Raw genomic sequence first — 14,442 nt, 5'->3', positions numbered from 1 at the left:
TAATCCCAGGGTTTTTCTACTCCTGATAATAATTCGATTCATTGAACATCACTCGTATTTACACCGGATATTATCGTTGTGTCGTACCAAAAAGCCGCGGTTCGTCTAAATAGCAGACACCACCGCGATTGTCGGGCACCACTCGGCCGCACAAAGATCTATTTATGACGCAAATACCGCATTGAGTCGGCAAACTCGATATATAGTTGTTGAATTTCGGCGAGAAGCCGGGTGTCATCTCGAGTCGCCCTGTTTTTTGCTAACCGCGCGCCCTTTTTATCCGTATTTTTCTTATGTCCTTTATCTTCATTCATGATTAGTTCCTCATCAATAAAGGTGAGCAGAAGCAAATTAGGCTGTATTTATTTCTGCCATTAACGAATTTTGCCCAGACGAAAGTCCTCTTCTGCATCAACTAAGCATCCTTGCCCGTCAAGTTGCGGCGCCGCCGCAATCCGAGAATCAGAACCACCGCCGGCACCAGCGACAGGAGGATGGTGAATGGCCAGTCGAACCAACCACCAATGATTGGCAATTTAACGTTCATGCCGTAGAACCCAGAGATAATCGGCGGAATCGCCAGCGCCAGCGACCAAATCGTCATCACCCACATGGTGGTGTTCAGATTCTTGTCGAGCAAATTAGCGTAGGCATCAGTCACCTGTTGCACAATCTCGCCATTGACCTGCGCCAAATCGCGCGCTTGTTCCAGTTCCGTTTGCAAATTGCGCAGCCAGTAGTCTTCCTTCTTGGACAAAAGCGGCTGCGCATCCCCATCGTCGGCAAACGCCTGCAGTTGCCGGACGGCGACAAGATTACCGCTCACGGCCGCACGTAGATACACGAAACTTTTGCTCAGCTCGGATAGGCGCACAATCTGGTCATTGCTCGGGCTATTTTTGTACTTTTCAAGTTTCTGACGCAGGTTGTCCAAATCGTTGATGTAATCAAAATAACGCTCGTTAAAGTCAAATAGCAGGTACATCCCCAGCATGATGAGACTCGGGTGTGCCACCATGTTGGGCAGGCCGTCGTTCGTGACCGCCGCCACCTGCTTTTGCACGGCTTCTTGGTTGTTCTGAACAAGCGTGATAATCGTGTTGCCGCTCACGAGGACGATTAAGGGCGTTGTGCGTGCCTTTTCCTGACCCGCACCACTACGGGCGGCAACGACCTTGAAAATGAACAAACTGCACTGACTTTCAAAGTCATAGTCAAAACGTGCCCGCCCCTTCTTGTCCCGAATCCGTTTGATGAAGCGCGCCGGAATCTGGTATTGCTTCGCCAGCTGTTCATAGTCTTCTGGGCGCGGAGCGAAACCCGCCACCCACTGCTGATCATTCCACAAAGTCTGCGTTTTTAGCATGTCACTTGCTCCTTGTCGTTGGTGGCCACCAGCCACCGCTTGTGAGCCTATTATAACGTGCAGCGTACCTGCCGAACATTCCTTATCATTGAGATACAAAGAGGCGCCGGCATTTTGACCATGCCGACGCCCAATAGGAACGGTTTTAAGCAAAATATGCAGTGTAGAACAAGTAGCCAGCCAGTATAAACGCGCCCGCCGCAATCACGTTGCGAATCAGCGCGGCCGGGATGCGGCGAATGAAGACGGGGCCGATATACCCGCCAATGAAAAAGCCAACGCCCAGCGGCACAACCAGCGCCCAGTACACTTTAGTGGTGAAAGCGTAGATGAACAGCGAGAAAATATTGGTCAGCAGCGAGGAGAAATTCTTCATCGCGTTGTTCACCGCAAAAGGCAAGTTGTTACTGATACCCAGCACCGCCAGCAAGATGACACCTGCAGACGCCCCGAAGTAACCAATGTACAAACCCACTAGAAAGATGCAAATGCCGCGTAGTCCGCGCATAAGTGGTGACAAGGTCACCGGCTGCGTGCTCTGCACTTTCTTCGCGCGGTGGCTTGTAATCAGCATCAGAATCCCCGCGAGCATAATCAGAAAGGGCACCACCTTTTGGAATGAGGTCGCTGGCGCCTTCACCAAGATGAAGCTGCCGACGATGCCCCCGACCAAGCTGATGAGCGCCGTCTGCCACATGGTGCGGCCGTGTCCGTGCAGCTCCTTGGTAGACGACACGCTTGCGCCCACCCCGGTGAAAATCAGCGCCGCCGTGTTGGTGACGTCCGCACTCACCGGTGGTACACCCAGACTGAGTAGAACAGGATATGAGAAGATCGAGCCCATGCCGGCCATTGAGCTCGTGAGACCCGATGCAATGCCAGCAACAATGAGATAAATTCCAATTAATAGTGCGTGCAAAATGTCACGTTCTTTCTATCGTTCAGGATTAGTATAGCACCGAAACAACTTGCTGCATTTCGCATGCGCTAACGGAAGCCAGTTTGCTACGCAAGAATCATCGTTTTGCGTGAATGGTACATCTACGTCGTTCCAGAATACGCGTATGCAATCAGACATTCGAAAACTCAAAAAATGCTCGCAATCACAAGATTGCGAGCATTTTTACATAGTTACATCTTAGCGTTAACCAGCTTCAACGCCATCTTCCTGCGCCTTAATCCGATTGCGTCCGCCCCGCTTGGCTTCATAAAGATAGCGGTCAGCGTGCTTATAAACGTCATCGCCGCTGTAATCACCAGGCTGGACGTGTGCCTGGCCTATTGAGCAAGTGAGGACCAAATCTGGGTCCACGTCGGCAAACTTGACCAGACTGAGTAGTTTCAGGAACCGTTCCCCAATCTCAGTCGCTTGTTCATGGTTCAGCTCGCTTTGGGCGATAATGGCAAACTCCTCGCCGCCTAAGCGAAAGGCCTTCGCTGGGAACGGCATCGTGTCCGCATACGCTTCAAGCTCCATCGCCAGCCGCTTGAGCACCAGATTGCCGCTGGGGTGCCCATAAGTATCATTGATGTGCTTGAAGTGATCAAGGTCCCCTTCGAACACGGAGTACGGTGTCCCGTGCTTCTGGTATTCGGTGTAACAGCGCGCCAACTCCTTGTTGAAGGTGCCAAAATTTTGCACCCCTGTTAATTCATCGGTGCTGACTAACCTCTCCAACTGGTCGCTGCGTTGGCGCGTCAGCCGCATGACCTCTTCAAATTCCAAACACAGCGGCGCGAGTAAACACAGTGCCAGAATCTGACGTACCCAAAACCAGCTGTCGAGTTGCGCGCGGCCAAGCTGCGCTTCCATCACCAGCATGGCCGCCGCAAACAGATCGAGTAAGCCGTACTTCCAGCGTCGCTGAGCAATCAACCGCGCTGAATCCGCCTGGACAATGTACAGCACCGCGGCGGCAACAACTACTGCTGTGATGCCTACAATGCTATAAGGCGCGCCGAAAACGAGGTAATACACCGCAATCAGAACGCCATCGAGCAGCGCCTGCCAGCGCAGCCCGAGCTGCATGTTCAGGATATAAATGGTCAAAATCATCATGTTCAGGTAAGTCCAGTGATAACCGACCCGCAAATGCTCGTACAAACCATCACTCAGCATCTGCGCAAACAAGTAAGCCATAAAGCCAAAACCGGTCACAAGCGCCAGTACCTGCCGGTGTGCCACCACAAAGGGCGTCGCCGTGCTCGAGTTCACCCAGTAAAAAAACGAGGTGGCCCCCACCATGACGACGAAATTAGTAATTAGCGAAAGTGTGAATGACACCAGTATCTCGTTAAAGTTCATAGCAATCCCCAATTTTGACGCGAATTATCTGTTGATGACGCGATTGATCAGAATTAATCACGCCCGCGGAATAATACCTATACCACTGCAACGTTTCTGCTACACACCTAAAAGCGATGGCACAACTCATCCCCACAAGTTGCGCTTACTGGATTATTTTATCACCAATGTTTATGAATTTTTCAATTAAATCGGCTCTTGTCTGTATGAAATACAAAAAATGGCCAATCTCAAACCGAGATTGGCCGTTTATCTACTTGGTTATAACATCAGGTGATGACTACTTATTCATGACGCTTGCGGCGTGGAACCGCAATGCCCATAAGACCAAGCAATGCGACCCCAAGAACCGAAAGCCAGCCTTGTTTTTTGTCACCTGTTTGTGGATAGTCTCCTTGAGAATGACGACTAAGGTTCTGCGTTTTGCCGGAAGCTTGCTGAATCCGCTGATCTACGCCTGACCCATTCGCGTCCTTACTAGATTCGGTGGACGAATTACCGTTGCTTGATCCTAAGATGTGAGTTCCGCCATTACCTGGTTCAGTTGTACCACCATTACCCGGCTCGATTGTACCGCTATTGCCTGGTTCAGTCGTACCACCGTTACCTGGCTCAGTCGTGCCGCCGTTGCCCGGCTCAGTCGTACCACCATTACCTGGCTCTGTTGTACCGCCATTACCTGGCTCTGTTATACCGCCATTACCTGGCTCTGTTATACCGCCATTACCTGGCTCTGTTGTACCGCCATTACCTGGTTCAGTTGTGCCGCCATTACCTGGTTCGGTCGTCCCGCCATTACCTGGCTCGGTTGTACTACCGTTAGTAGGCACAACATTATACGCAACTAATACCACGGAATCGACAGGCAGACTTCCAACTACCGGTTGCGGTAATTCCATTGCCACCGCATCTTGTGGTGTTGTGTAACCCGTAATGGTTGGATTCGTGACTGCAGCATACACATTTTGAGCCGTGGCGGTCGTGGCGCCAGTCACCTCATCAGTTGCGACATTCCAGTTAATCGTCTGCACGACGGAATCTGGGGTATTAACTGTTGCATCCTCAGGAAGAACATAATTAATGGTACGCGTTGTCTGCATTTGTGAATGACTGATTTCATGTTGAAGGTCAATTTTTATTTCATTATCTTCGTTAGCCATCAGCGTCCAGTTAATCGTCATCGGTTGATTTTTAGCATAACGATAGCCTGTTACTCCAGCCGGCATATTAACCTTGTAAACACCACTCTCACCTGTAACGCCGTCGATAATATCGCCACCAAGACTGTCACCGCTCACAGCATCCACATAGATAATGGTCATCTTTGCTGCGGTAGGCTTGTAGTTCACAATTAAGTGAATGGGCTGCGGTGCGACCGTTGTTGGCAAAAGTGTGCTTCCACTCACAGAAGGAGTAACCGCCTTGTAACCAGCTACGCCAGGTGTTGTCACCGGTGCATACTGCCCCTGTGGCGTCCATACCGTATCTCCTGTCACCCGATCTGTCACGTACTTCCAAACGACGCTCTGATGACTCTCTGCAGGTGCTTCTGCCCCGGCATTACCGACTTTATACGTGATTGTCTGTGTCGTGGTCGTTTCACCATGGCTGAGACCATGCACTAGATGAATAATCTGTGGTGTGTCGGTCGCTGTGTACGTGAAGTTCAGCACAGCCGCCTGACTTTTTGCCAGTTCATAACCAGCCGGCGGCGTTACTGTAAACGAATCTGTGGCGTCCGCAGTACCTTCCTTTTTAACGGCTTCGGGAAGCGCCTGGCCGTCGACGTCGTCATAGTAGACGAAGGTTTGCTTAACTGTGTCTGGAGTGTATGTGACGGTTACCGTCGTATCAGTTGGTTTGGTCGTTGAGTCAGCCGATGAGTATGTCGCCACTACCGGCGTGCTACCGGGAACAGACTCGTGGTCAGGTGTATAACCCAATACACTAGGACTCTGCACCTTAGCGTAAGCATTCACCAGTGTTGCGACGCTCGTTCCTGTTACTGAATCAGTCGTCACATTCCATGTGGCGACTTGCTGCGTGGCCGCAGGTGTTTTGCTTAAATCGCCTCCATTCATGACATATTTAATCGTCTCAATCGTCTTCAAAGTGCTATGAGTGAATGCGTGTACCAAGTGCACAGTCAATTGGTTAGTACCGTTAGCAGCCAGCTGATAATCGATAACTGAATTTTGCCTATCTGCCAGCAAATAGTTAGCAGGCACTTTAACCTCATAGCTGACCTTCTGGTCTGTACTGCCACTAACCTGATCCGTTGCTACCTGATCATCATCCGTGAGATCATCCACATAAACGACAGTTAACACTCGCGGATCAGCTGTATAGCTTACCTCAACGGTGTGGGCTTCACCATCACCTTTACCCGCCACTGTGGGCATTGATGGTGTATAGCCTTCAATGTTAGGAACATCGTAACTAAACGGCGTGTCGGTAATCGTGTTCACTGTAGCTGATGTTGATGGTTGCTTATTGGCAGGTAGACCATTAAATTCGACCGTCACATCCGCTGATATCGGTTCGTAGTTTACTGTCACTTCTGAATCAATTGGCATCTCTGTTGCTACTGATTCACCACCATTCACCTCCGACATATTAGAACTGTAACCTTTCAGACTAGGTGAGATTACTTCCTGATAGGGTTCCGCAACCGTCGCCGACTTGAATTCCCCAGTAACTGCATCAGTTACCACCTTCCAATTTTCAGTTTGGACAACTCGAGTAGGAGTCTTTGAGGCATCTCCACCGCTCAGAACATAGGTAATAGTACGTTGCGTGGGAACAATTGTGGTCGTTTCACCATGCGCGACTTTCACTACGATTTCTTTTATATTAGGGTCAAATTTATAGTTTTTATCGTCCAAATCAAAATCAGGCGCCAAAACATATCCAGTTGGAATGCCACTTTTAATTGCCTCCAGCTGAATTGAGTTTCCAGTTAGACCGGTGAGTTCAATGCCCTCGCCAATTGGTTCACCAGTTTCGTCCTGATAAACCACTTGTGTATTTAGATTCTGTGGTGTGTATCTTACGGTAAAAATCTGATCTTCTGCCTGACCAACACCATCAACAGATGCCACCGCAGTATAGCCATCAATCTGAGGTACGGTAATTGAGAATGGCACATCCATTATGGCAGTGATGGTTTGTTCAGGACGGGCTAGCCCTTCGTAATCTACCGTGATATTACTAATTAGCGGTTCGTATTTCACCGTTTCAACACTATTAGTGGCAGCAACTTGATTTTGTAAATTAGATAAATTATCCGCACTTAACCCGTGTAAGTAATTTGCAGAGATATCACTAGATGCGTATCCATTCAATGGCATAGTCCGCACCGCAGCATATCCTGTTTCCGGCACCGCAACACTGCTTCCAGTTGCCGCATCAGTTACCACATCCCACTGTACAGACTGAGTTACAGTCTGAGGAGCAGTTTGTGTTGGATGTCCAGTTGGATTATCGATGACGTAATTGATAATCCGCTGTGACGTCAAAGTGCTGTATAGAATCTGGTGCGTTAAGTGCACAGTAAGCGTCTGATTTGCGTCAGCCGAGAATTTTAATGAAACGGTATTATTGTCCTTGACCGCACCGAAGGCAGTTCCTGTCTGATCCGCGTTCACGTACTGATACCCGCTAGGAATATTCAATGCGTGGTCGAGTGACTGACCTGTAACGCCTGTGAGCGTAGTTTCCATATCAGGAAACTCTTTTCCGGTCACATCATCAACATACTTAATGGTTGCGGTTTGGGAGTTAGCCGAGTAGGTGACATTAACCGTATGTGGTTCTCCGTCACCGGTACCGCTAACAGTGGTCATGTTCGCTGTATAACCAGCAAAAACAGGTATATCAGTATATGAATATGGTTCATCAGTATAAGTTTGAACAGTGGAGGAATTAGTTGTTTGTTCTAGCGGATTGGTCACCGTCACGTCCGCTTCATTAGGCTGGTACGTAACAACGACATTGGAATTTACTGGCATACCATTACTCGTGCTTAAATCCTCGGTTGCTACATCATCCTTATCAGCGGTGTAACCAGGCACGTCTGGTGTAGACGCCTCTTTGTAGTTGGAAGATGCCTGGTAACTTTTAAATCCGGTCACCGCGTCTGTGTCGGTTGTCCAGTCGACGGTTTGCACCACTGGCGCAGGAGCCTTAGTCGCATCCCCGCCATGCATTACGTAAGTGATTGTCCGTGTACTTGTAGTTTTGCCTGTAGTATGCACGTGACTCAAATGGATTGTAACAGTTTGTCCTTTACCCGGACCGAATACGAGCATACCGTTACTTTCTACAGTAGTAAATGTGCAACCGGATGCATTGCTTTCAACATATTGATACCCTTTAGGAATGCTAAGAGCGTACGAAGTAACAATTTCTCCGGTCGCTCCTGCCAAAGTGGTCGTCAAATCTGCCAAGCTCTGTTGATTGTTGTCATCATCAACGTACGTCACTGTGGCTGTCTGTGCATTTGCAGTGTATGTCACATTAATCGTATGCGATGAGCCATCCCCCGTTCCTGTGACCGGTTTGATGTTTGGTGTATAACCTTCATAATCCAGCAAACCCGGGAAAGTATATGGTTCATCAGTATAAGTCTCAACGGTATTTGCCGTGGTTTCACCCGTTCGTGGGTCAGTCACGTTAACAGTCACATCAGCTTCATTTGGTGTATAGGTCACCACGACGTTGCTTGCCGTCGGCGCATCCGTCCCTGCTGCTAACTCACCGACAGGCACACTGGTCGAATCGGGCGTATACCCAGGAACTCCTGGCGTCGCGTAAGCAGCATAATTGCCCTTGGGTGTATAACTCGTCATCCCAGTAACGGCATCCGTCGTCGTCGTCCAATCGACACTTTGTACAACTGCTGCGGGCGCCTTCGTCGCATCGCCGCCGTTCATCACGAAGGTAATTGTCCGCGAACTGCTTACCGTGTTGTGCGTCAGGACGTGACTAAGGTGTATTGTCAGGCTCTGATTCGGAGCCGCACTAAACTGAAGGGTACCCGTTTGGCCATTGTCACCAAGGGTGTACGTGCATCCAGTCGCTTCTGTATTCTCAAATTGGTACCCACGTGGCACGTTAATCGTGTACTCCTGTGTACCGTCAGTAGTTCCGGTCAGGGTCGAACTCAGGTCACTTAAGTCCGCATGGGTACTGTCATCCACATAACTAATAGTGACAGTTTGTGCATTGGGCGTGTATGTGACCGTCCGCTCAGAATCGCCGCCATCACCAACTCCGGCAACCTGTGTTGTACTTGGTGTATATCCGTCCTTACTTGGGACATCGGTGTAGTTAAACGGCACATCCATCTTCGTATCAACAATCGCATCGGCCGCAACTGTGTTACCCGCAGCGTCAACAAAGTGAATTGTCACCTTCCCAGCATTTGGCGAATAGGCCACAGTTTGCGTTTCGTTCGTTGGCAAATCAGTTGTGGTACTTGGCTGTTCTGCACTCACAGTACTTGTATCGGCCGTATATCCCGTAACGCTCGGCGACGCTGCTGCTGGATAACTCGTCGCTGGCGTATAAATCGTTTGCCCAGACACCGCATCAGTCGTGGTGGTCCAGGTTATCCTCTGTACCGTGGCAGCTGGTGACTTGCTGGCATCCCCTGCTGTCATTGTGTAGTTGATGGTTCGCGTTGTGTCGATTGTGCCACGCTTAATGTCGTGTACCAAATGAACCGTGATGTCATCATCCGTTCCAACCGCAAAACTGTATGGGACATTTGCCGCCTGTTTGTCGGCTAGTAGGTAATTGGTCGGCACTTGCGCAGCATACGTACCCGTTTCATCAGTCACACCACTGAGCGTCTCCGTTCTAATAGTCGAACCCGTTACGTCGTCAACATAGTACACATTCAACTTCTGCGCATTGGCAGTATAGTTCACGGTGATGGTTTTCTCCATCCCATCGCCGATACCCGTCAGCACACTCTGGTCAGCTGTATAACCTGACACAACTGGAATTGTCACGTTGTAGCTACTATCGGTCGTCGTGGGCACAGTGCTGTCACTAGGTACCTTATCTGCTGGCAGTCCAGTAAAGGTGACTGTAACGTCTGCCGAGATTGGGGTGTACGTAACTAACTCAGTCGTGTTCACTGGTTGCGTGCTCAGCGCTTCAACACCAGCAGCAATACCATCTCGGTCGACGGTGTAGCCTGCTAACGTTGGGCTAGTCTCTGCGGCATATGGTGTTGCTGTCGTAGCAGTAACTTTTCCCGTCACAGCGTCAGTTGTCACGTTCCAATCCGCCGCCTGCGTTACTGATTTTGGCGTCTTTGTTGTGTCGCCACCAGCCATCACATAGTTAATCGTGCGGGTTGTCGTTATCGTTGTTGTCTGCTCCAGGTGAACGAGATGAACGGTTATTGCAGCCATGTTTGGTTCAAAAGTTAGTGTGAATTTTGCGTCCTGATTGGCCGCCAGTCTGTACCCAGTCGGCTGCAAGACAGTGTAATCACTAGTAGAGTTCGTCGCACCGGAAATTGTTTGGGTCATGCTGCTCAAATCAGACCCATCAGTATCATCAACGTAATTAATTGTCACGGTTTGGGTGTCTGCCGTGTAGGTCACTGTTCGCGTTTCGTCGGTCGGCAACCCGGTACCCTTCACAACTGAGACATTTGGTGTGTAGCCAAGCACTTCCGGTACAGATACCGTGTAGGGTTGATCCATGGTCGTGTCGATAACCACAGAATCCGGCTGTTTATCTTGAGGTAATCCTTCGAAATTCACCGTCAACTTTGCAGTTTTCGGCGTATAGTTAACCGTTTTTACCTGCGCTTGCGGCAGTGTATCCAGCGTGCCGATCAAATCAAAAATGGTGCTAGCCGGATCAGCCGTATACCCAGCTACAATTGGTGAAGTCATTTCCATGGTGGTTGGAACATCTGCTGACCAAGTTGTCTCCCCAGTGACCTGATCTAGGTCGCTGGCATAGCTAACGGACTGCACTTGTGCTGCCTGTGGCGTCTTGGTCCCAGTGTATTCCGTCGTTAAGGTAACATTGATTGCCTGCGGCGTTACCGTGTGCGCGTGCACTAAATGAACGGTCAACGTGTTGGCGGCCGCGGTCAACGTGTAGGCCACTTTAGTGTCCGCGGCATCCACGTAAGCATAGTTTAATGGCAAACTTGTGGTGAAGGTGCCCTGATCACCAACAAAGCCTGTCGTTGAAGTGTCAGTAGTTACAAGTGCTTGGTTGTTATCATCATCAACGTAATTGACCGTCAAATTGGCTTGCTGACGGTATGTCACCTTTACGCTGGCGATTGTTGAGAATCTTCCCTTGTCACTATCGGCAATGGTTGCGCTGGTATTAACACTAGTGCCGACATGCAAATCATCGTTCACAATTTGGGCAAGATATTCACTAGCTGTCATCCCTGCTGGTTGCGGTAGCAACGCATCATTAGCTGATGTTCCGTTTGCAACGGTAATTTTCACCTGATTATTCACAGGGTCAACCGCGTAAGTTTCTGTCTGCACCACGCCGTTGGCATCTGGAACGTAGGTAAGCGTCACCTGCTGAATGGCACTATTGACCTGTGCCTGCGAATAACCATTGGGGACAACCGAGACACTGGCTGCATCAGCATCATCAGAGAACACAATGTAGATGTTCTGATCTGGCCGTAGCTGGTTACCAGCCGTGTCGACGACGGTTACAGGAATGCTGCGGTAATACGGCGTAATGTTGAGCGTACCGTCTGCAATCACCTGATTGTTAAACCGGTACAGCGGGTTAGCGGCAGCCAAGGCAGCTAATCCCTGAGCACTCAAGCTGATGCTAGTGGAGCCTACAGCACCAGAGTCGTCACCCAGTGTGATGTCGCCGGAAGTGTACAAAATTTTATACGTGTTGTTACCAGCACTTGTCCAACTGCTTGGGGCATTCAGTCCGGCTGGTAGTGTAATCGTATAGTCAGTTGGTGTAGAGCCATTCGCCCACTGTGCAGAAACATCCTGTAGTGCGCCATGAACTGTGGCAGTATCCAGCACCTGAACGTACTGCACGCTGTACGTATTCCCTGCGGCAACCGCTCCTGTTGCTGTTTTAACCGTGCTAGTCAGTTTAGGATAGACTGCAGTCAAATTTACCGCATTATTCTGCAGTGCATAGGTGACGCCGTTCTTAGTAATTGATTGTTGGATAATGCTCATTGCATCGTAAGCCGTGTCAGGCGTGCCAGTTGTGGTTACCGTTTTGAGTACTGAACCGTCTGGCGCCAGCAAATTATACGTGTCCTGAACTTGCGCATCAACAAATTGGTAAGCATACACAAAACCAGTGTACGAGGAATTTAAAACCACAGCCTGATTAACCCCTAAAAATGCCGATATAGATGGCACGTTACTATATCCAGAAAGGTCCATCGTGTACGCACCCTTGGTGTATTTCACATCATCAGTGCGGTACAAGACTGAATCATCGGGAGCACTCTTTGCGGTTCCAATGTAACCGTTTGAAATCGTGGAGCTTGGGTCCCCAACAATAGTCAAATCCACATTATTATCATCAAAATTTTTCGCTTGAGTTACCTGATCGAATACAACTCGAAACGCCTGGCGACCGTTATAGTCCGCCATTTGCGTTACCTGCAAACCGCTGTACGCAATGTGATGGGCATCAAGAGAAGTCGTCATTTGCTGTTTGAGAGCCGCAGCCGCATCAGTCGCAATAATATTGTTGCCATTCGCATCCGTCGTGCCAACGAGAAAGCCTGCTGGAATGATGATGAAACTCGTCAGATTATTAACCGTAGTCCCGTCATTTGCGGCAGTGCTAAGAATCGCAGCATGCATTGTGAGTGCGGATGAACGCGACAGATAGTAAACCTTGTCTGCAGAATCTGGGTATTGCCCGCTTGCTGTCGTGGCTCCATCTAATTGCACATACATGTTACCGGGGTTGAACTTCACGCCGCTGTTGGTGGTCTGAACGACGGTTAGCGCACCCGTTTGCACGTTTAAAGCAGTCAATTGGTTATTCCAATTAACACCATTTAGCAGTTGCAACGTCGCCGTATTAAAATTCAGGGTATAGTTGCCCACTGTCGTCAAATCAACTTTGCTCGTGTCAAAATAGCTAATCGGCACATTATACACCAGCGATGATTGACCACGGTTTAGTGAATTAACCGTCCAATCATCTGGAACAGCATAATGAGTCGTTCCATTCTGCCAGACATTATTGACCGTGACAGTCACTGTCTGAGGTAGCGCACCATTTTTCTGAACGGTAGCTCCGCTAATTACCGCGGCAATATTGCTGTTAATGGTGTAGATCCCGTTGCTAACCGTTGTGCTATTAATTGCAAAATTGGGGTTAGCCGTCTGCAAATCAGCCAAGCCTGCAGCAGATAGACTCACCACATAACGACCTGGTTTCTGGTCAGTCGTAGACTCAATGTTTAAATCCCCTGAAGCCACACTAACCGTGTAACTGCCATCCGTGTTAGTCGTCCAATCCTTTGGCGCAACTAACTGGCTTCCGGCCGCAATCGAAATCTTGTAACTCGCTAGATCTGTTGTTGCATTATCATCGTAATTCTTGCTGGCACTCGCAATGCGCACGACACCCGCAGTTGCCTGTGCCTGTTCAATCGTAAGCGTACCAGCAGTAACACTGGTTGTACTTAAATCAAAGTTGGGGTTAGCTGCCTGCACTTTGCTCAGTCCTGCTCCGGAAAGCGTCACCGAATAACTACCGGTGTTCTGCCCCACCGCCGTTAAATCAAGATCACCACTTGTTTCGGTCACTTCATACTGATTGGTCGTGCCGGTTGCATACCAATCAGATGGTGCCTTCATGCCGGTACTCAAGGTCACCGTATAATTTAGTGGCGTGCTGACTTGATTGTCGTACGTCTTGGTTGTGGATCCCACTTCAACACGGCCTGGCGTCTGGGCATCAGTTGCCGTCAGTTTTTGGGGCGTTCCGGTTGTTTTGTAAGTGTTGGCAGCCTTTTGCTTGGCTGCGGCGATTGCTGTGGCACTGCCGTCTTTGACGTTCGTCACTTGGGCTGCGGGTTCGTCTTCAGTTGTCTTGGATGCGGCAGTGGTCGTGCTATCAGAAGATGCTGTCTCCGTGGTCGCACTTGCCGCCTCCGACGTCTTCGCAGCGAGCACTGTCAGCGTTCCTGCAGTGATGTTTGTTTGTGTCAATGTCACACCGGGATTAGCTGTCTGGAGTTTGGTCAGGCCAGCAGCAGTGAGCGTGATGGCATAAGTACCAGGTGTACTCGTGTCTACCTTGCTGTAATCGAAGTCAGCCGTCGTCCAAGAAGGTGCGGTCAGTCCTTCTAGCGTGATTGCTGGCGCTGTCGTTGGCAATGAATCGCCAACCGTCAACGTCTGCTGGCCGATAGCAGCGTTAATTGCAGTGTTTGTTGTCTTACTTGTCTTACTTGTTTTTAGAACTACGGTCGACCCGCTGGTCGTTGTTTTGTTAGCTGCACTTTCATCAGTATTCGCAATTGTTGCGGCATGCACCGGCGTGTTCTGACTAAAAACAATCCCGGCCATCACAACACTAATACCAGCAATCGTCCACTGCCGACCACTCTTATACATCTTGTAATGACGCTTTTCGTCCCTAAGCGAATTCTTTAAACGCATCATAACGTCCCCCCCAGGTCCGTAGATAGTGGCTGGTGAATAATTTGTCCAAGCTATCTGTAACAGTTCCTTAACCCGTTATCGTTGTATAATAGATGCATAGG

Annotated in this window: 5 protein-coding genes; all 5 read right to left on the bottom strand. The window is 49.5% G+C overall.

The genetic code is table 11. From position 1 onward, the window contains the following. Window positions 1-158 precede the first annotated feature (158 nt). Window positions 159-314: a hypothetical protein gene (locus EKM97_RS11960; protein ID WP_164507481.1), complete on the bottom strand. Its 156-nt coding sequence runs from the start codon at window positions 312-314 to the stop codon at window positions 159-161. A gap of 101 nt (window positions 315-415) precedes the next feature. Next, window positions 416-1,366 carry a magnesium transporter CorA family protein gene (locus EKM97_RS07610; protein WP_125571800.1) on the bottom strand — a complete coding sequence of 317 codons (951 nt, stop codon included), beginning with the start codon at window positions 1,364-1,366 and terminating at the stop codon, window positions 416-418. Between the two features lie 145 nt (window positions 1,367-1,511). Further along, window positions 1,512-2,219, bottom strand: a complete 708-nt coding sequence (locus EKM97_RS07605; protein WP_404820206.1) for a sulfite exporter TauE/SafE family protein — start codon at window positions 2,217-2,219, stop codon at window positions 1,512-1,514. Between the two features lie 291 nt (window positions 2,220-2,510). After that, window positions 2,511-3,671, bottom strand: a complete 1,161-nt coding sequence (locus tag EKM97_RS07600) for a GGDEF domain-containing protein (protein WP_125571798.1) — start codon at window positions 3,669-3,671, stop codon at window positions 2,511-2,513. A gap of 284 nt (window positions 3,672-3,955) precedes the next feature. Next, window positions 3,956-14,341 (bottom strand): mucin-binding protein, encoded by a 10,386-nt coding sequence (locus EKM97_RS07595; protein WP_125571797.1) that lies wholly within the window; start codon window positions 14,339-14,341, stop codon window positions 3,956-3,958. Window positions 14,342-14,442: the final 101 nt, after the last annotated feature.

The sequence above is a fragment of the Lacticaseibacillus songhuajiangensis genome (assembly GCF_003946025.1).
In the GTDB taxonomy this organism is placed as follows: domain Bacteria; phylum Bacillota; class Bacilli; order Lactobacillales; family Lactobacillaceae; genus Lacticaseibacillus; species Lacticaseibacillus songhuajiangensis.
The sequence above is the reverse complement of the archived record's forward strand: the minus strand, read 5'-3'. Positions and strand labels throughout refer to the sequence as shown.